Source organism: Candidatus Mycoplasma haematohominis, from assembly GCF_902712995.1.
Classification (GTDB): Bacteria; Bacillota_I; Bacilli_A; order Mycoplasmatales; family Mycoplasmoidaceae; genus Eperythrozoon_B; species Eperythrozoon_B haematohominis.
In genome coordinates, this window is sequence record NZ_CACTIB010000012.1 from 1 (window position 1) to 21,394 (window position 21,394).

General features: G+C 32.2%; 15 protein-coding genes. 6 read left to right on the top strand and 9 right to left on the bottom strand.

The window, feature by feature from the left end:
* Positions 1-98 precede the first annotated feature (98 nt).
* The 4 genes from H6411_RS02200 (at position 99) to H6411_RS02215 (ending at position 2,083) form a co-directional block, all read left to right on the top strand.
* On the top strand, positions 99-710 hold the full coding sequence (locus H6411_RS02200; RefSeq protein ID WP_216083011.1) for a hypothetical protein: 612 nt from the start codon (positions 99-101) through the stop codon (positions 708-710).
* Between the two features lie 55 nt (positions 711-765).
* Positions 766-1,005 carry a hypothetical protein gene (locus H6411_RS02205; RefSeq protein WP_216083012.1) on the top strand — a complete coding sequence of 80 codons (240 nt, stop codon included), beginning with the start codon at positions 766-768 and terminating at the stop codon, positions 1,003-1,005.
* Positions 1,006-1,179: 174 nt separating this feature from the next.
* Positions 1,180-1,626 carry a hypothetical protein gene (locus H6411_RS02210; RefSeq protein WP_216083013.1) on the top strand — a complete coding sequence of 149 codons (447 nt, stop codon included), beginning with the start codon at positions 1,180-1,182 and terminating at the stop codon, positions 1,624-1,626.
* A 13-nt stretch (positions 1,627-1,639) separates the two neighbouring features.
* Positions 1,640-2,083, top strand: coding sequence for a hypothetical protein (locus H6411_RS02215; protein ID WP_216083014.1), 444 nt, complete (start codon positions 1,640-1,642; stop codon positions 2,081-2,083).
* Between the two features lie 624 nt (positions 2,084-2,707).
* Here H6411_RS02215 and H6411_RS02220 read toward each other — a convergent pair.
* From H6411_RS02220 to H6411_RS02230, 3 genes are all read right to left on the bottom strand, one after another.
* A complete protein-coding gene (locus H6411_RS02220; RefSeq protein WP_216083015.1) occupies positions 2,708-3,118 on the bottom strand; it encodes a hypothetical protein in 411 nt (136 codons plus the stop codon).
* A complete protein-coding gene (locus tag H6411_RS02225; protein ID WP_216083016.1) occupies positions 3,118-4,314 on the bottom strand; it encodes a hypothetical protein in 1,197 nt (398 codons plus the stop codon). Before H6411_RS02225 ends, H6411_RS02220 begins: the two co-directional genes overlap by 1 nt.
* A 98-nt stretch (positions 4,315-4,412) precedes the next feature.
* Complete coding sequence (locus tag H6411_RS02230) at positions 4,413-8,858, bottom strand: PolC-type DNA polymerase III (protein WP_216083017.1); 4,446 nt, start codon at positions 8,856-8,858, stop codon at positions 4,413-4,415.
* Positions 8,859-8,927: 69 nt separating this feature from the next.
* On the opposite strand from H6411_RS02230, the gene H6411_RS02235 reads away from it, so the two are divergent.
* Entirely contained in the window at positions 8,928-9,146 is a 219-nt protein-coding gene (locus H6411_RS02235; protein WP_216083018.1) for a hypothetical protein, read from the top strand.
* Here H6411_RS02235 and H6411_RS02240 read toward each other — a convergent pair.
* The 6 genes from H6411_RS02240 to H6411_RS02265 form a co-directional block, all read right to left on the bottom strand.
* On the bottom strand, positions 9,143-9,514 hold the full coding sequence (locus tag H6411_RS02240; protein WP_216083019.1) for a hypothetical protein: 372 nt from the start codon (positions 9,512-9,514) through the stop codon (positions 9,143-9,145). The genes H6411_RS02235 and H6411_RS02240 overlap by 4 nt on opposite strands.
* Positions 9,515-9,529: 15 nt before the next feature.
* Positions 9,530-9,985 carry a hypothetical protein gene (locus H6411_RS02245; protein ID WP_216083020.1) on the bottom strand — a complete coding sequence of 152 codons (456 nt, stop codon included), beginning with the start codon at positions 9,983-9,985 and terminating at the stop codon, positions 9,530-9,532.
* A 128-nt stretch (positions 9,986-10,113) separates the two neighbouring features.
* Positions 10,114-10,470 carry a hypothetical protein gene (locus tag H6411_RS02250; RefSeq protein ID WP_216083021.1) on the bottom strand — a complete coding sequence of 119 codons (357 nt, stop codon included), beginning with the start codon at positions 10,468-10,470 and terminating at the stop codon, positions 10,114-10,116.
* 2 nt (positions 10,471-10,472) lie between these two features.
* Positions 10,473-13,916 (bottom strand): hypothetical protein, encoded by a 3,444-nt coding sequence (locus tag H6411_RS02255; protein ID WP_216083022.1) that lies wholly within the window; start codon positions 13,914-13,916, stop codon positions 10,473-10,475.
* Between the two features lie 4 nt (positions 13,917-13,920).
* Positions 13,921-17,316, bottom strand: coding sequence for a DUF3713 domain-containing protein (locus tag H6411_RS02260; RefSeq protein ID WP_216083023.1), 3,396 nt, complete (start codon positions 17,314-17,316; stop codon positions 13,921-13,923).
* A 5-nt stretch (positions 17,317-17,321) separates the two neighbouring features.
* Positions 17,322-20,861, bottom strand: a complete 3,540-nt coding sequence (locus H6411_RS02265) for a DUF3713 domain-containing protein (RefSeq protein WP_216083024.1) — start codon at positions 20,859-20,861, stop codon at positions 17,322-17,324.
* Between the two features lie 121 nt (positions 20,862-20,982).
* On the opposite strand from H6411_RS02265, the gene H6411_RS02270 reads away from it, so the two are divergent.
* Positions 20,983-21,393 (top strand): hypothetical protein, encoded by a 411-nt coding sequence (locus H6411_RS02270; protein ID WP_216083025.1) that lies wholly within the window; start codon positions 20,983-20,985, stop codon positions 21,391-21,393.
* Position 21,394 lies beyond the last annotated feature (1 nt).

Here is a 21,394-nt window from a genome sequence, read left to right on the forward strand (position 1 = left end):
AACAAAAATTTTAGCAAGCTGAGAATTTAAGAAAAGTAAAAAGTGGAAAGAGTCGATGAATAGTGTGTTTTTAAGAGGTATATTTATTACGTACTATCATGACAAAAACCACCCTAGCAAAAGTAAGCTGAATATTAGGAAGCACTTCCATCATTACTGGTGGAGCTGCTGCTGGAACACTGTCTGCAAAGACAGAAGATGTTGTTCTTAAGACTAGTGAAGATAGTCAAGAAGTAGAGGAGGAAACAGATACAGTTACTGAAGTTGTTACTCCTACAAAAGTTGCAAGAACAAAGAAACCATCTGCCTTTGCAGGAGTTAAAAAATTAACTGAAAATTTAAAAACTCTTGATAAGAGTGCTAACTGAAGTTCTTTCACAGAAAAAGGAAAGAAAAATTTCATTCAAAAAAATCAAAGTAAAAAAGATCAGTTTATAGATGCATGAGATAATTCAAACTCAGGTACATGAGAGAAGATTTATAAAGAAAGATATTCAAAAAGCAAACAGAAAATCTTGAAAGAAAAGTTATCTATTTTTTCTGTCTTTTCTGAAGTTAACCGTGGTTTTGTTGAACATGCTCATGCATCCAACTACAGATCTTTAAACAACGCTTGTTGAGCTGCATATTGAATGGATATAAAAGCGCAACAAGAGTTAGATATAGTGTGATTTCTTTGTTCTGTTGATGGTATAGATCCTAATAGATAGCCCACCAATAGCGAACTTTTGGTAGTTTGCTATAAGTTATTAACACATCATAAAAATGGAATTACCAGCTTGAGGACAAGGCTCAATAATAGCAGTTATATCTGGAGTAGTAGTAGGAGGTACAGGTTACGGAATTAAGTTAGCTGTTACTCCTACTGAAACAACAGAAGTTATTACAGAATCTACGGATGAGGATGAAGGAGAGGGAGAACAAAATGATTCTAGCGATTCAGATGATAATGGGGATCTTTATTCAACACGAGATTATGACACTGATGAAAACTACGTATCATAGATACCTTCGAGACAGATTCAAACAGAATTATCTAACACATCCTCAAATACGTAAATATAGGCAAATTTCAAATAAATCTTAAATTTTCTATCTCCAGCAAGAACAATTATTTCAAATAAATTAATTTAAGCATCAAAAATAGTTGAGCAAATATAATCCCCCGGAAATTTATTTATGTTCAACTGAATTAGCGGATCACTAGCTCTGTTTACTCTTGCTGCGCTAGGATTAGGTGGTGGTTACTTTGGAACCAAGGAATACTATGAAGGCCATCCACAGACTCTAGCACAATCAAAAGAATTAACAGATACCAATAGTATTGCCAGCTCACATAAAGATTCACTGCTTGCAATCAATCCAAAAGAAAACAAACTATCCTGAAAAATAAAAGAAAAAGACTTTAAAGAGAAAACCAAGAATTCTGGCAGCGATACTCCTGCATCAACAATATTTAAACAACTTAAAACAGACTTAACTAGCAGAGACGAAAAAAGTCTAACAGGAGACTTAATGAAAAAAGCTTGTGAAGATAGTTACAAAACATCTAGTAGTGCTTCAGAACAAAGCAATATTTCAACAGACATGCAAAAGTATTGCAAAGTAGGCTTAATTGCTGCTTAACTAGTTATCTATCATGTTTCACTGAGCAGCAGCACTACTATCAACTATAACCTTAGCTGGTTTAGGACTATGCGGAGGATATTTTGGAACTAAAGAATACTACGAAACACATCCTCAGACTCTAGCTCAATCAAAAGAATTAACAGATGATAAAAGTATTGCATACGAAAACAGAAATGAGCTCCTAGCTATAAATCCAAAAGAAAATAGAGTTAATTGGAAAAAACTAGAAAAGAGATTTAAAGAAACTGTTGCAAGTAATAATCAAGAACCAGCAAGCGAAATATTTAAAACCTTAAAAACAACATTAACAAACAAAAATATTTCAGAATTAGATGGTACTAATCTAAAAGAAAGTTGTAAACAAGCTTACAGTACAAATAAAAATAGCAGCAATAAAGACAACATACTGAAAGACATAAAAAAATACTGCGCAATAACTCCAATTACCAAATAAACCATTTAAATCGATTTCTAGCTTTAACTTTTAATTCAGCTTGCTAACTATAACCCTCACATCCAAAGAAGAGGCCTTAGGATTCTAAAAAATCTTTATTACTTTTAAGTCTAATGTTTAATCTATGAAGTAAGATAGCATGAATAATACAGATTATTAAGAAACCAAGAGATATGAAAAACATCAAAGGCTGTCCTAAAAATGAATTTTTATTAAAGTAAGGAGAGTTTTCATAAAAATAATGAGATACTGGAACAAAAGCCATAGCAATTGAAGGAACTAAAAGGAATCAAATTATTTCCTTAAAGTATTTTGCTCAAACATTGAAAGCAAATAAGTCATATTCTCTATAGTAGGAAACTAATCTACTATAAGCCTCACATGTCTTTGTTATCTGAAAATAAAGTGTAATAAAGAAGAATAAGAAAAGAGACATTCACTCTAATTCTTTGATCAAACCTTCGACTCCATAATATATTGCAAAAGCAACGAAAAAAGGGCCAGCAATATATAGGATTGATAGAAGGACACACATAGTAAGTCTCTTCCTGGTTTGTACAAACCATTCTATGAACCCGAAACTCACGGGTTTCATATTCAAATCCATAGTAAAAGAGCAGAGCTCTATATTACTTTTTTCTTTTTCTTCTTGGAAGGTGGATTTCAATCATGAGGAGTTTCTGAAAAATCACATACACCAGAACACCAATTTCAAACGTCTATTCAATAATCATCCTTTTCGACAGATAAAGCATTATCTGGTGTTCTCCAAGCATCATCTCCTTTTACTCTCGTTAAGAAAGCAATGTTGCATGTAGCCTGTAGACAAGTATGTGATTTAGATTCAATAAGTTTTCTAAATTTAACACTATTAACTTTTTCCTGAAAAACTTTCATTCAGAAAAGTCTTTGCTTTCAGTAAGGTTCGTTATTAGAAATGCATAGCAAACGATCTGAAAACTTATGTCCAACAGTACCTGGAGGATAAGTATTGTCTTTTGCTTTCTTTATAGTCTTAGGATGAACTGCCTTCATTAAAAGTCGATATTTTCAAACTTCAAGATTAAATCTCTTCCGTAATCAAAATCATTACATCTTCTGAACCTACTTATAGTTTCTGAGCTAACTGTCAGTATAGGAATTGTTGAAAGAGACATTAGGCAAAGCAAACCGAAAACAGTTATTTTGAAATACTGTTGATCTTGGAAAGTACTTGCAAACTTTATATCTTTAGCCATGAAAACAATACCAGTTACTGCCAACACTCAGCAGAAAAGAAGTCAAATATGAAGAAATGAAGTAACTTGAATTGCTTTTCTAACTTTTCCTAATTCATAAGTATCTCTATCACTTATCTCCCTAGACAAAGCAGCATCAACAATTTTTTTACCTTTTCAGGAATTAGAGAAAGCACTAGAGACAACAACTATCAAGAAAAGAACCATTATCGCAGCAATTGTCTGGAAGAATCAAGTTTCAGCTTTGAATTCAGAAACCGAAGCTCCTTTAATCAAACTATCTTTCCAAATCCAAAGACCTATACCTGTAGCAGCTATTGCAGGAAGGAAGAAAATAAGAGCAGAAAGATGAGCTGCTCAAAGTTGAGTTAAACCTGGTCTATCAGAAATCAAGTAAGAAAGATTTCTTTCTGGATAGATTTGAAGACAATGTTTTCAAGTTGTATCAAATGAATGTTTAAGAGATAAAGAGATAATGCCAAGCACAAAGATTACAGCTCCAAAAGATCAAGTTCCGTATTTAAGCTTTTCCGGGTTATAGCTTGACATAGCTGGAATTTTCTTAAGAGTGGCAGCAGCAAGTTCATCATGTTTAGCTAAAGGCGTATAAACAGCAGCAAGAATAACAAAGAAAAGTATTAATGCATTAACAGCAACAATACCTCTAGCCGTTCCTCTTGCCTTATGAATCTCATCTATTCTTTCCTCAACTACTAAAGACTTATAAGCCTTCCTAATAGGTTTATTAACTCTTGTCGAATAAAGGAAAAAATCTCAGAAAGCAAGAACTAGCATTACAACCAGCCCTGCAACTCCAAAAAGAGCACCAAAACTTGGATTTTGATGAAGATGATAAGCTTTGGAATTCCAAGCATTATTTATCCCAACACCTATACCATATAGCAACAAACCAAATGGCATCAACAATGATCAAACATTTGTTCAAATAGGAAGAATTTTCTTATTCTCCGGAAAAAGAGTAAGACAGCTCATAAAACGCTATTTAATTATAAAGAGTTGAAAAGTAAATAAAAGAGTTTGCAAATACAAAGCAATATTTAATCATTTTTTACCCTCCATTGACAAATAATTTACTTTATTAATTCACCCTCATCATCAAAGATAACTTTAGAAATATCAGGTTCATCAGGAATTATTCCATGATTTCTTAACTTTTCAATAGTCACTCCCTTAATATTTGCTCTCTCCTGTAAATCAAATATGCTTCTATACAAGCCACCCTCTTTTCTTCCTTCAATAATAGTCTTAGCACCATGCTCACCTAAACCATCTACTGCTTTAAGTGGAATTCTCAATTCCTTAGTTTCCACAATAGGAACAAAAACATCAAACTCAGATCGGTTTACACACACGTTAGCAAACTTAAAACCTCTCAACAGAAATTCATATGCAACCTCATAAATAACTAACTTAGCCTTATCTTTTGCCTTTACACTACCCTTAGTTGAAGGACTCTTAAGCTTCTTCTGTAATTCCTCATATTTCTCATAAACGTGCTTCAAATCATTCTTTATCAACACCTCAAGGTCAAAACTATCTACAGAAGTACTGAAATATGAAGAATAGAAAGATAGAGGATAGTAAAGCTTATAGTAAGCAATCTTTCAGCTCATCATCACATAAGCAGTAGCATGAGCTTTAGGGAAGATATAAGAAATATTCTTGGAGCTATTTATATATCAATCAGGAACTCCTTTCTCCCTCATTAAATCCTCAAACTGTTTCTTAAGACCTTTACCTTTTCTAATATCCTCTGTGATATTAAAAGCATCCTTAGTACTCAATCCAGCTCTAATCAAATAAAGCATGATGTCATCCCTACAAGTAATTACCTTATTAAGAGGATACTTCTCCTTATCTTTAACCAACAACTCAATATTCCCCTTCCATACTCCAATACCATGAGAAAACCCAGATATCCTCATAAGATCAGCAAAAGTCTGCGGCTGACATGCCTTAATTATCTTTCTAGTTAGAACTGTTCCAAACTCAGGTAACCCCAAAGCACCTGTCTCCTCGCCATTAATAAGATCACCTGTCTTAATACCCATTGCTTCACATGATCTATACATCCTTATCAACTCTGGATCCTGATTAGGAATCTTTAGAGGATCAAAATTAGTCTGTCTCTTAAGTAAAGCTAAAGCAGTCGGGTCATCGTGACCCAGAATATCAAACTTAAGTAGAGCATCATGTAGATCATCAAAAGCAAAATGTGTTGTATATCACTCACTAGTTAAATCATTAGCTGGATAGTTAATAGGAGTAAAGTCATATATTGTCTTATCCTCAGGTATTACCAGTATTCCACCAGGATGTTGCCCTGTTGTTCTCTTAACATCAACAATCTTTGAACTCAGTCATAACTTAGTTCCTTTATTAAGGCTCAAACCTAACTCTTGTTCATACTCATCTACAACAGAAAAGGCTGTCTTCTCAGCCATAGCACCTATAGTTCCAGCTCTAAACACTCTATCCTCTCCAAAGTATTCCTTTAGAAAGTTATGTGCCTTAATCTGATACTCTCCAGAAAAATTCAAATCTATATCTGGAACCTTATCCCCTCCAAATCCAAGAAATGTTTCAAAAGGAATATCATGTCCATCATGCAACATCTTGTTAGCACAATATGGACACTTCTTTTCAGGAAGATCAAATCCACTCTCTGTTCATCCAGAAACTAACTCAAAATGACCACAACCTCTACAAAAATAGTGAGCAGGGAGAGGATTAACCTCAGATATTCCCATTAAAAAAGCAATAAAAGAAGAACCAACAGAACCTCTACTTCCTACTAGATAACCTTCTTCTAGACTTTTCTTAACCAGCAGATAAGAAACTCAGTAGACAACAGAGAAATCATTCTCTATTAGTCCCTTTAATTCCTGTTCATATCTAGCCTTCAAAAAATCATCTATCTTTCTTCCATATATATCCATCAATCTCTCCTTGCAAACTTCCTGTAATAACTCACTACATTTATCTACCTTAGGAGGATGAAGTGTCTTCTTAATTACCTTTAATTTAGAATCACATGACTCAATAAACAAATTCTGGTTATCCAGTGATTCCTGAATAATCGCCTTCTTCTCTTTTTCGTTCTTCCAAAGAAAACTATATTCCTCAAAAAAATCATCACTGTACTTAAAGTCAAATGTAGGTTGAACACCTCTAAGTTCCTGCTCTCTGTAACAATATAGGTAGTGTCTCTTTCCAGATATACCTTTTATATTTACTAATACTGAATACCTCTGTTTATCCTTCTCAGCATCTATATACCTAACTGCATAACTAAAGAACCACTTGCATCCATCTTCTTTGGCTCACTCAATAAATTTCCTAATAACACCCTTAACTTCCTCTTCTGTAATATTCTGTTTCTTTATCTCAAGCTCAAAATGACTAATAGGAGGTATAGCAATATAGTCATACCAACTAGCTAAACTCCTAAATAACTCCCTGTCATCCTGAAGAATAGCCTGTATAATCTCTCCTTCAAAAGGATTAGAAACAATAATCAATCTATCCTTCCTAACCTTGTCTATCTCATCCCTTATTATCTTTACTCCATCTTGATAGTAATCAGTATGAGCCAAAGAAACTAACTTATATATATCCTTTATTCCCTTCTGATTCTTTACATAAATAAGCGCCTTATCTCCCCATATATTCCTATTCTTAGGCTCTTTTTTCCAGAAATAATTATTTATCTCCTTCAGATTATTGGAAATACTAAAGTTATCCAAAACCTGAAGATGTGGAATCATAAAGGTGAACAACAACCTAGACAATAAGGTAACGTCATAAGACGCATTGTGTGCTTGTTCATCGTCATAGTTAATACTTGCTTTCTTACACAAGGCAGAAAGAGCATGAGACTTAAATTTTTCTTTCTGGAATAAATAGTGAGACAACTTAAGAGTGTCAAGTACTGTCTCCTCTAACTCCCCTAACTTGTGCTTTCTAAGATGTGCATTTATAAATGGAATATCAAAACTAATACCGTTATGCGCAACTATGATTGAACCTTTAACAAATTCCTTTAAATCCTTTAATACATCTACTATATCTAGTCCAATTTCATCTATTTGCTTCTGAGAAATACCAGTCAAATCAGTTATTTTCTGACTTACTTTCTTATTAATAGTCTTTACATACTTATCAAATGTTCCTATAGGAGAAAAATCAGTTAAATCAAGAAAATCAAACTTTTTCTTTAACTTAGATTTAACAAAGTGCTTCTGTACATCCTCTAACTTATTCTCCTTAAATCTAAACTTCTGGACTGATATCTGTATTATCTCATCATTAAGAGGATTAAAACCTGTTGTCTCTATATCCAGAATACTGTATGTTTCACCATCTCAAGTCTTACACAACTCATCTCCTATCCTCGTAGACCTATTCAATCAATTATCTGCATAACCTCCAATAATTATCGGATTCTTATCGGCAACTACCTCTAACTCAACTCCATACATGCCCTTTATCTTTGCTTCCTTCAAAGCAGATTCAAATTCAGAATAACTCTGCAATGAACCAGAGTCAGTTAAGCCTATTACCTCATGCCCTCTACCTACCGCTTCTCTGACTAACTCTTTAGCTGTATATAAACCATCAAAAGCAGAGTTCTTAGTATGCGTACAAAGAGCATATGCTTTTCCATACTTAGACTCATCTGGCTTTACAGGATCAAAATCTCTTACCTTAACAGCTTCAACTAGAAATCCATCAATAAGAGAGGCAAATCTTGGATCCTTATTAGTACTGAATCTACACTTATATCAACTATCTATTTCAAATGACTTATATAACTTCTCTATTTCATCCTGAGGCTTCTTAGATGCAATAGAAAGCCAATAAGAATTCTTAAAGTCAGTTATCCCAACTTTAAATTTCTTAATTTTCTTCTGTAAATCTAATCTTTCTTCTAACTTAAAACAACAATACTCCCCCTCTATAAAATCACCTTCTATTCTTCTTCTTTTAGGAACTGGTTTATATTCTCTCTCAACATATTCTTCTTCTTTATCCTGGTACTCCTTATCAAATACAAAACTTACTTTTCTATCAAATAGATAATTAAACGTCTTTACTAATAATGCATTGTTATCTAAGAACTTTTCATACCTTTCTTTATCTCCTGGAGTTACTATCAACTTATTCTCATTCTCCTCATCAATTGAAACTTCTATATCCTTTGACTCCAAAATAGAGTTAACAATCTTCCTAACATTTTCTACATCCCAATCTAATCCAGCAATCTTAAGTATCAGAGTATCAACATTACCTGAAGATTCACAATAAGAAACTAGAGAAGTCCAAACTTCCCTAGGAACCTTCTTATCCTTTAGAAAGAAATCAAATCTAATATGTTTCCTTTCTTCACTAATAGAACACTTGATAGTCTTGCATACAGAAAGAAAGGTTGCCCAAGTTTTCTCATTGAATATCTTTAAATATTCAATGAATAATTTCGGAAAATTTTTATCTCTTACGGCGTATTTTTGCTTCAATGTGCTTTTAAAAACTTCTTTAAATAAGAAATTTATCTGTAATATTTAATAGATTAATAAATAAATAATATGAAATCACTTACAGAAGAAGAAGAAATGTACGTGAAAGGAGTTATCATCCTCCTATTCCGTATGTCTCTTAATGTTGAGTTCTATCTTACTTTTATCTGAATATTCATCAATAATTTTAAAGAATATAGATATAAAGATTTGGATAAGAAAAGAGCATTAATGAAAAAACATAAGAAAGTATTTGACAGGGTTTTCGACTATGGATTATTCGACTAAATCTTATTACCGTTTCCAAAATTAATATCCATCTTCCTGCTCGAGACTAGAGACTTAAGTTTTTTGATCTGTGTTTCTAGAGTCTTATAAGCATTATTAAGTCTTTCATAATCAGATACTCTTTTGAGTATAGATTCAAGGGAACCATAGTCAGTCAATCTCTTAAATAATTCCTCATCTCCTAATAAATCCATAATATCGCTCTTCTTTTTACTTTCCTCTAAGTTACTCTCCAGTATCTCTATATCTCTTCTAGCTTCAAACAATAACTTCTTACTGTTTTCCAATTCCTTTACTAAACATTTTCTACTTATGAATCAGCTTAGAAAACAAAACTTAAATTTCTTATTTCCTTCATCCGAAGCCATATTTAATACTCAATACTATTTACTTAAACTTTTCAAACTAAAAAACAAACAAACATCTAACTCTGACACCAATTCTAAAAATTCAAAAACGCCCTGTACTTTATATCTTTCTCCTATCTCTAACTTAGGTAGTCTCTTATACGCATGCTCATATATCATTCCTATAATTCGACTACCATCAGGGCACTCAAACAAAATTCCTAAAGGTTTATTCTTTCTTAATTCAAACCAAGTCAATTTATCATCTACTAATCTCTCTATTCTCCCGCTTCACTCTTCTAAAGGTCTAATACCTAACAATATACATTCCTTTACAAAACCTCTCTTTTTTTGATTTTTAAAAGTTCCAAATATTTTCTTAGGTTCATTAGAAGACTCGCTAAGAACTTCATTAACCTCCCCGTCTATATGTCTATCAAGCTTACTCTCCTTTCAAAGACTCCTAAAAAGATTACTTTCTTCCTCTATCATTTCTATAAAAAATAATGTTTACACTTTGACATTGTATTTATAGCAATACAAGTACGTAGATATTGATTAATTTAAATATATTTTTCACATTATAAGAAATTAAAAATTAATAAATTCGAGAAAATAACTTAACATGGAGCAACGTCACTCAACTTAATTAATGTATAAGTTTCTCTAAAAGACAAGAAGTAATTTGAGTGAAACTTATACACCTGTCCATATCTAGGAACTCCAGCAGAACATAAATGTAAATCAGCTCCTTTAATTAAAGCTCTATAGTATTCTCCTCCAGACAGAAAACATACAACTACATCATCCAAATCATTTCACACTCCATCATCAACATGCCCATCTGTACCTACAGCTCTACAAACAAAAATAACCCTACCTTTAGCTTCAAACTCATATCTTTTATTAATAAGAGATCTCCTTTTAATATTCTCCTTTCTTATCTTTGCTTCTTTACTTCAACTGAATAATCCCATAATTATGGTTTTGCTGGTGTACTCTCGTATTCTAATTCTAATTTAGATAATTGGAAACCTGCTTTTGCTGAAGAACCGACTGCCATTGCAGTTCTATCATTCCCAACATCTCCTTTTTGATCTGTAGCAGCTCCAGCAACACTTATAGGTCTAACTGTAGTATAGTACTTAATTTGTTTAGTAGCGCTTTCATATCACAAATCAACTGTGTACCATACTCCTACTAGCGAAACTCATTGAATGCTACCTCAAGCAGCTCTATGATTTGAAACGCTTTTATCACTTGTAAAAACATATTCAAAATAATTTTTTCTTTTATCGAATTCGTTTGGATCGGCTTTATTTGAATCTTCAACCCCTTTCCTATGAATAATTGTTTGAAAATTAAATTTTTTAGCATTAGAATATTGAGTTGCTTGTTGCAAATCTGATCATGGAATAGTTATTTTCGTAGGTGTAGCAGAATCAGTTAGCTTACTATTTTCACCTTCAGAAAGTTTTTTATCTTTTTCAATATTTTTATACTTAATCCCATCGGCACAATCAGTTTTCTCTTTTTCTACTTTTGAAGAATCTTCTGATGAAAAACACTTAGTAATTACTGTGTTGAAGTGGTTGCTCTTAAAAAACAATCCAGCTAAGGAAGCAGCACCTTCAAGATAAATATTTACTGTTTTTAATTTTTCAGTCTCCTCAATAGTAATACTTCCCTCATTCCTTCTAGGTATATAGTAATAAGCAGTTCAGTAATAAGGGTTCGCTCCGTAACCCCACGTATAAACTTCCTGTCCATCAGCTACAGAAAAACGCAATTTTTTTTCTTGTTCGTCTTTTGATTTAGGATCAGAAGCATCTATTTTCTCAAAGTAAACCTCTCCATTATTGTTTTGATCTAAATGGTGAATAACACTTATGTTTCTGCTTTTTAAATCTTCTTTGAACTCTGATAGAGTATCTATCATCTTCTTTTCCGGAGCAGCTTGTACTGCGGGAGCGGAAGTAAGTTGCAACTCATTATGAATTCTTCTATCTGTGTAATAACTAGTTAATTTGGGATCTTCATCAACTTCTAGAACTATAAAAGGAGGAATATGATTATGTTCTCTTCTTTGTCAACTTTCTTCAGTAGAACAACTCCAATTATTATTTTCTTGGTTTGCCTCTTTTAGTTTGCTTTGTCATAAATACTTTCTATCTCTTAAATCGCAAGTAGGATTTTTAGTATTAACAAAACCTTGAACATTAGCGGTTAAAGTAATATTTAGATTTTTTTCAAAATCCAAAAATAACCCTGCACTGAAATTAACAGATCCAGAAAGTCCATAAGTTTTTTGTTTTTCTGTTTTTGTAGTTGCAAAACCAGAATAATCAACTCCTATATTTTTATGATTCTGGCCTATATCGTATATATAAAATTCCTTCTCAAACTTATTCTGGTTAAACAAAGACTTCAAATCTAATTCAATATTCAAATTAACTTTTTGTTTTTTTAAATAGTTAGATACTGGATCGTAAATAGAGAAAGAATAAGGCATATAAGCCTGTAAAATACTTGAAATTTCTGGCAATTCATTTAATTTTTTATTTTCTATTCCTTGTGAAACTGCCAAAGTCAATTTTTGATGTTCAATTAATTTTTTTTCTAGAATATCTTTAGAAATTTTTAAGGTAAAGGTATGTAATGATTGATGCGCTTTTTCATACTGTTTATTATGCAAGCCATCTACTTTAGCTCCATGCTTTCCAGAAGGCAGATAATCTCCCCCTCAAGCTCTAAAAGAACCTTGAACTACTTTGAAATTCTTCTTTCCAGTTTCGGGAGTATTTTGCTGGCTTTTAAGTAAATTTTTTAAAGGAATAGGAATTTTGCTTACATCTATTTGTCTTTGTGTTTCGTTTATAAATGATTTGGGGTTTGTATTGTTGTTTCCGTTAATACCAGCATATTTCTTGAATAAGTTTTTTGTTTCATCGTCTAAATCTGAACAAGGTGTTGGGGTTGTATAGTCTACCGTTGGATAAAATTTTCTTAAATTGCTTGAAGTTAATGAGGATGGCGTCTGAGTTTCCTTAAGCTTTCCAGGATGGAAAGGTTCATAAATACTCATTTGTTTTGCAACAAAAGTGGTTCCTTTATTTTTCTGTTTCATCCCTTCATAAAATTTTTTCAATTCTTCCTCCTCTTTTTTCTTCTTGGCATCTAAATCCTCATCTATAAACCCACCTACCTTATAAGGATCAAAACAAGAGCTTTTTCAAAATCCCTCTTTGACCTCAAATTCATATTTAGCATCATCATCTGCTTTAACTGCTGCTGCAGCTTTTTTCGGAGCATCCTTTCTACTCAATCCATCCTTAGAATTACTCCAATTATCTAAGAAAGATCTTCTTACTCTTACACCAGAAAAAACATAATCACTCATCCCTCCTGATCCACCAGCTGAATCAGTATCATCAGAAAATAATCCTTCTAGGGATATAGGGGGATTTTCTGTAAATAGAACATAGAAGTTTCTAACACTTACTTCTTTTACTGGACTATCATCTGTATCAGTATCAGAAACAAGACTAAGACTTCTTTTTGCTCTAGCTTTATTAGCCTTAGGAGCTGCTCTCTTAACTATCTCTAAAGAAATTGAATTTGAAGCAGTATCTTTTTCAAACTTAAAGAAATAACTTTCTTGAGATGATGAATCATCAGAATGATTATTTCTATCTACTGTTAAAAAAAGAATCTCATGACTACTAGAGTTCATCAACTGACTTAAATCAATTGATGAAACTATAGGTAGCTTATGATTTTCATGATCATCTTCTCCCTTTAAAACTATTCCTAAATCAATGACTAAATTAAGGTCTCCTCTTTTAGCAGGTAAACTCTTATAAAAATCTTCCCTAGATAACTTGTATTTCTCAAATACTTTTTCGCCATTGTTATTTAAATCTACTTGATTATTTCCGACATTACTCTCTTTAACAAACTTAAAGTTCTCATCAGTTATATGCCGCTTTAAATCTTTGTCATAACTGTTTTCTAATTCTTGTCTTTTGCCAGTACTATCATAAATAGTAGCTCTCTTAAATAAATATTCATCTCCAAATATAAAGGAATTTAGAGGAGCATGCTGCTCTATATAGTAAGCTTCTTGATCATCATCACCTTCATCATAAAAATCATCTTCCCCTCCAGGTCTATATAGATTGACAGTTCCAAAATCAGTTATCTCGGAAGGTAATGTTCTACTAGTTAAAGCTCTAGTTAGAGTAGGAACAGTTATTAGGGGTGGATTAAGTCAATCATCCCCTAATAACATAGTGAATGTATTGCCAAATCCAATTCCAGGAGAACTACCATTGATAATTGCAGCTAGACAAGGTATAGGGGCTAAAAGTAGAATAGTTCTCTTACTAAAGGCAGCTATCTTGCCTTTTCCAAAACCAAACAAACTACTAAATGAACATGTTTTTTGATATTAAATAATCATTAACAACTGAACTCTTAGTCTGATCATTTTCAGCTAATTTAACAACCATTTTTATAAAAGCATCTCATCTTATTGCATCTACAAATTCAGCAAATCCTGATCCAAAATCATACTGATTAACCTGAGTTATGTAGATGATGTAACCATCTGATGAATCAGAACTTCTTGGGATAAAGAATTTACTTGTGCTGTGTACACTTTCCTCTGCTCCAGGATTCTGTAAAAAACCGGAAAACCTAGAAGTCATCCTTTTGAATTTATCATCTACATTCATGGACTTAATTGCATTCAAAGTCATTTGTTGCACTTCATACAAACTCTTTGAACTTCCACTATTTTCATAATCAGAATCTGAAATATCCTTAAATACTTTACTTGCAACATCAGATAAGTGTCTACTTAAAAATGCTTTAAGTGCCTTCATATTCTTAAATGAACGCACTATTTCATATATAGCGTCTTTATCAGCAGAAGACTGTAAGCTTCCAAAAGCTGAACCTTGTACTACATCATCACCATTCCCCCCTTCAAAAGCATAATTCTTATTTCCCTTAGGATTTGCTTTTGTAAATTCACTAAATATAGCTTTAGCTACAGCTTCAGGTAGCTGTTTAACATTTAGTCTCTCTGCAAATAATCCTTTAAATCCATACAACTCTAGATATTCATCCTTCTTAACTCTCGCAAAAGCGCTTAAGTGATCAGCAGTTAATGGATGTTCTTTAGTTGGTTCTACTTCTATTTTGGAACTAAAGAAAGGATGAAATATCTCTGTCTGTCTTGTATTTCTAAAGTAAGAAGTAATTGATTTAATGGATTTACTTGCGTTATCTTCTGAACCTATATCATCCTTATTTTCATTTATCTTTGTTCCAACATTAGATACATCATCCATTCATACTAAAGCTCCATATCTTCCGGTAGGTATCTTACTTATTACAAACTCTCTCAAGGTTGAGAAATTATCTACAGATAGAAGATATAGAGAGAACAAGAATTGAATGTAGTTATTAGATGAATAACTACCTAATTCATAACCATCTGCACTAAATACATAGTTCTTAAGAGTTCAATAATCACTTACCTTTTTCAATCATTCATTTCTGTTGCTTGTAAGTTTTTCTTCGCATCCATTTTTCTTTTTGTCTTTCTCTTCTTTTTTAATTTCCTCTGCTTTCTTCTTCTTATCATCTACAACATTCAATCTTCTAAGACATTGTTTATTTTCATTTTCAGGCTTCTCATACTGAAATCCACCATAATTTAACCTGTTTTCCATAGGCTCATTTATGTAACTAGAGCCATAGTAAACATCCTTTATTACTTCCTCAAACAATTCTTTAAAGTCATCTTCAACCCCTAAATATATTCTGTCTGTCAAATGTTTTGCAAATCCTTTCAGATCATTATTTAAATACTGAAACTTCATCTCATTCACAAGCATCAAGCTAACTGTTGCTTGTTTTAAGAACTCTCCTTTTTCTTTAGTTATGAAGTCATTGTAGATATTGTCAAATATGTAATCATTCAGAAAGAAACTAGATCTACCATTTTCTGAATGAGTTTTAGGATCCCTAATACCATTTATGTAATCCTTTATCTTCTCTTTAAGTACTCTTGCTTTATCTGCTAAATCTATATTGTTCCCAACTGAATAGTAAGCTTTTAATCATGGGAATAAACCATCGTTAGTTGTGTCTATTGATTTAAATAACTCTTTTACGTTTTCCTGCTCTTGTTCCTTATGCGTCTTGGATTTTGTATTTGGCTCTCCTGTCTTTTTTTTGATTTCTTTTTTAAGAACATTTGTTGTCTTATCCAAATTTCTCTGCATAAAGGTTGGAACTGCTAACCCTGCAGAGAAATCTAATTTTTTATCTTCTCCATAAGTAATAGATCCATAGTCTTTAACCGCTTCTGAGAGTTTTCTCATAGACTCTCAGTGTTCTTTGTTCTTTCTTAATTCAGTAACAAAGTTAGAAGAACTAATCAACAAGTCTGTTACTGAAGATGATCATGATCTATGTCCAAAAAGAACCCCCTTGTCTTTTTGAGACTCAAAATACCTACCTAATACTTCTAGTTTGTAGTTTTTAAAGTAGTTTTTAAGTTGTTCTTCTATTGAGAAATCATTAATAGGAGAGTTTCCTTTTATTGTGTAATCATTTATTGAATCAGCTTTAGATTTAGGATCTATTCATATAAATGTAATTCCCTTAGGTGTTTTTATGTAGGTTGCTTTTCCAGAACCGAATTTAACTTCTCTGAAAGAGAAAATATATTTGTTTGTTTCATCTTTTAATTTCCCAGTCGAATCTATTACTGATTCATTCAATTTAAGACCTAGATTATTTACCTTATTATCTTCAATAAATAGTTTGTAAACATCATCAACATTTTCTAATTTACTTGGCTGAGTTACACCTGGATTAACTCCATCTGTCTTAACCTCGGCAAAATACTTAGTAACAAAAGCATCTATTTCTCTTCCATCTAATTTACTTAACTCTTCTAGAGTAAATAGAGAGTAGTTTTGACATAAACCATCTTTATTGAACTTAATAATCTCATCCTCAACTTCATGAAAATCAGGCCAATCTATAGTTGGAGTATCTGGTCTACGTTTCTTAGTATCGCCATCTTTATTCTCTTTAAATCTCTTCTCATTGCTTGGAAAACTACTTGACAACTTCCACTCTTTCCTGCATAAAAACACTGGTTTCTGATAAATCAACCAATCTTTAAATACAAACTCCTGAAACTTAGCTACTGCCTCTATATATTCCCTATCTCCAAATTGACCAATATCAGAAACCTCAAATGCACTCTTATCAGCTTTCAAATACAAAGACTTAAAGAAGAAATCTAAGAAGATTCTCTCTAAATCTTCTTTTGTTTCTGTAATTAAATGATTCTCCTTAGTTCAATGCTTTGTATCAAAAGGAGTTCCATCTCCTCCTTGATTAGGCTTATATTTATCCTCTGCTTTATTAAATGCTTCTAGTATCTGAATCTTACTATCAGAAAAAGCAACTTCTTTTGTTTCTGACAAAAGTCTATTTGCTCATTCATATAAGAATCAAGAATAGAAATGATTTTTTAAGCCTGAAGTAAAAGTATCTAGATTAGTACTAAATAAAGAGTAGATATATGGACTTCTAGTAAGTTCCTTGATATTTGAATCTAAAGAAGGATCTAGAACAACATCCTTAGCATTCTTAGTTAATTCAAATATCTTCTGTAAATCATCATCACTTAACTTACCTTCATACCATCCGAGACTACCAAATGAAGATCTACCAATAGCTACAGTTCCTACTCCTCCTATAGCTAATAAGAAAAGCTTCTTACTAAATAACATCTACCTTATATCTTTCCTCTTCAGGAAATATCTAATTTATTTCACAATCTAGTATCGCCGGTAACAAACTTACTTAATCCTTTACCAGCTTCTACTTCATTTAATAGGTAGTTAAGTGCTTTCTGCTGTATTGATTTGTCATAAGCTAATCTAACTACATCTTTAGCTATCAAATCAACACTTAATCCTTTAATGAAATTGCTTCAATTCTTAAGAGAATCATAATTTTTACTTCCATCTTTATTAAGAGTAATTACATCTGAATGTCTTATTTGTTCAACAAAGACAACATAACTATTATCTTGTGCATCTTTAAGTATCTTAGAACCTGCCTTATCAGTTACAAAGCCTCTCTTTCTTTTTTTAAGTACATTTTTTAAGAAAGAGCTACTGCTATTTCCTGTTTCTCCCTTCATAAATTTCTTCTGATGCCCAATCTTATGCACTGAAGAAGCATTTCTGTCTACTAAATTCTTATTACTCTGAGAAACAAACCCAATCAAGATATTTTTTCTCTCTTCAAGGGTAAAAATTCTTCTTGTGGTTGTTATAGATGAAGATCTTCTGCTCCAGCTACCTGTAGTTTCAACTAACTCTTTATCACTTAATCAATCTCATGTAGCATCAGGATGACACTTTTTAAGTAACTCTATTAACTTATCTAGCTCCTGTACAGTTTTTATATCCCTTATATTGTTCACAAGCGACTCTACATCTGTTCACAGAGGAGCATTAAAAGTAATATACTCAGTTATCTCTTTCCCAAGCGCTTTTTCTAATTCATCTTCCATTAGAAGGCCTTTATATCCTCCCATGACTTTTACTTTAGTAAAAGGATCATCAGCTTCCATAACCGCAAACTCTCTAAAGTCATCAATATTTAGACAGTTTGTGTTCTTTCATTTCTCAGTTTTGGTATGCTCAAAACCTAATCATCTATTATTGAACTCCCATATATTTGTATTATCTTCAACGAAATCTAAAGCCTCATCTACTTTTGTACTATCTGGCTGGCAAGCTCCATCTTTGTCATATTTCTTATAGAAAACAAAAGCAGAAAACTTATTTCTATCTAATTTTTGAGTCATAGCGTGTCTATAGTTTTCAAAATTATTCTTAACTAGATACTGCATAGTTAATAGCTCTACAAAAATATCCTTGTTTTCCCTACTTAATAAGTCATATCCAGCAGAACTATAGAACTGCCTTAAGTCTTTTTCAAGATCTTTTACTGTCTTGTAGTCCCACAAACTTTTTGGTTTTTCGTAAAGTAAAGATCCATAAACATGAGGATCTGAAACTGTTTGAAGTCTAGGATTAATCTTGGATAAAAAATAATCCCTTTCTAGAGCGGCATAGAATTCTTGGTCAACAACACCAGTTTTAGCGCTATCAGCCTTAAAGGAAGTTTTAGGAATATCGTCTTTATCTAACTTTTTGAAATCGCTAAATGCTTTGAAATTTCATTTACCATCTCACTCAAAAATATTTGCCTTTTGATTATCTTTCAAATAATCAAGAATTGCATGTTGTGTCAAATAATCAACTGCTCCATCATCATGAATTAAAGAAACCAGCAAATTATTTAATAGAGTAGTTACTTGAATATTCTTAGCTTTATCTTGTGTTGCTGAACCACCTTTAAATAGATAAACAATATCTTCTTCTTTCTTCTTGTCTGGGTTTAAATCATTTGATTTTTTGGTGAATACACTTTCTAATTCAGTTTTATAGGCTGTATTCTTTGTACCATAAGTGGATTCGTAAGTGGATTCAAACTGAACTTGATCCTGAGTTATTTTTTCATATTTAGAAAGATATATAGACTCAAGGTAATCAAAAACTAATGCCTTATTGTCTAATTTCTTTTCAGTTTTCAAAGCTCTCCCACTATATTGATAAGGAAACCTACCAGCAAAAGCTAGATTAGGATTCATTTGTTTAACTACTCCTTTAACAGTGACGGGAGGGTACTTAGCTAACAATTGAACGTAATCCTTCAATACATTATTTCTTAAAGCTACTAAAGCATCTTTAAGAAAGACAGATTCAAGTACCTCCTTTAGTTTTGAAACAACATCTTTTCAATCTCCGCCATCAGTTTTTTTATTATCGATGTCTTTATAGATGTCTACCCATTTACCTAAAAATAATCTCTCAAAATGCTTTTCAAGCCAAAATCTAAGTTCTTTTTTTAAGTCAAATTTATATTTCTTATTATCGGATGTATTTTTAGCAGCACTTATCAGCTCTTTTTTAATTTCATTTACATTTTTGCTTGAATCTTGAAGATCATGACCAATCCCTAAAGCTTGAATTGAATCTCTATCTTTGAAAACTATTCAGTTTTGTGCTTTGCTATCATCTTTATCCTGTTTCAGATAGACAAAATCGCTAACTGTATTCTTCTGATTTTTTAAAGCTGTTTTAGATTTTTCTAGGCAGAAAAGCTTATCGAAAGTATCAAAGTTACTACTTACATTACTGAACTTAATCTCAGGAATAGGAGAATCAATGGAATCAAACGAACAACCTTTAAAGTCTTCTCCAGCCTCGGTAGTTAGGTTTAACTTTTCAGTTCCTTTATTTTTTCCAGTCCACTGACTAAAGTAAGCAGCATGACCATGCAACTCTAAAGCAGCAATAATAAATTGAGATGTCTTAGTTGGATCTTCTACTACTGATATAGGAACAATGATGTGTGTATTATCCGGATCATCTGAATATTTTGAAATTTCATCATGACCCTTTTCACTTTTCAACTTCTCTGCAAAATCCTTCCACTTCTTCTTCGTATCATCACTAACAACAGGAAACAAATAACCAGCTTTGCTAGGAGGAACAAAATTACCTGGAACATGTTCTTTAGCTTCGTCATACAAAGCCTTAGCTTTAGCACTTACATCTTCGCTAGAGTACTTTCAAACTACTCTCTTTACAAATAAAGGCTTGTTGTACTTTATATAGTCATCCAATACTGCATCATAAAAATCGCCTATAGATGACTTAATTAAACTGTCAGAGGCATCATCTTTCTTCAACTTATTACCATCAGAACTACTCAAAACAGAAGGCAACTGATTAATAAGTTCATCTATAAATATCTTTCTTATGCTCTTAAGCACGTGATAACTCTTGTACTTATCTTCTCCACCAAACAACTTATGTTGTGAAGTGTCAGAAGCATCATTTCTTACTAAATCTAATTTCTCCTTTAAAGCCTTATTAAGAGCAGAATCATTTGTATTCTTATTCTCTATTAAGTCAACTATCAGAGAACCAGTCAAAATCCTGGTTAACTCCTTAGCTCCGGTAAGAGTTAAAGCATACTCTTTAACAAAATCCTTTAACTCTTTGCTAGTCCCTCCTTCTTTAAGAAACTCAGCTATTGCCTCTATCCTCTTCTGCTTTAACTCAGCTTTCTCTTCCTCAGATAAAGCATTTTCATCAGCTGCACTGAATCCGCCAAAAGAAGAAGAAACAACTCCTGTTACTGCTCCTCCTCCTACTATAAAACTAGCAACTGGTTTAATTGCTACTGCCATAAAGTCCCAACTCTCAAATTATCTAACAAAAAGACAACAAATTCAAAATATATATACATAAAGAATTAAATAAATAAAATCACATCATAGGATAAGAGTTTAAAAAAAGTTATCTTTTCATATGTCTAAAGAAAAGGAAAAAAAAGACGCAGATTCTATTTTTAAAAATATAAGTTTGTCGGATAAAGATCTAGAAGTTATCGACGAACTTAAATCATTTTGAGAAGAAGAAGGAGAAAAAATAACTCGATGCTTCTTTGGGATAACTGGAACAGATCAGGATGGCGATTTAGTTATAGAGAATATAAGTGAATTTATGAAGACAGATTGAGAAGAAGTAGAAGATAAGCCAAAAGAGAAGAAAGATTTGGTTATTAATCCAGAAGAGTTAAATACAAAAAAAGAAGAACCAGAAAAACAAGAAGTTGAAAATGAAGGAGATCTTTGAAATGTATTAACAGATGATGCAGACGAAGAATTCTCTGACGATGATGAAGATGAGGACGAAGAAGATGATGATTTTGATTGGTAGA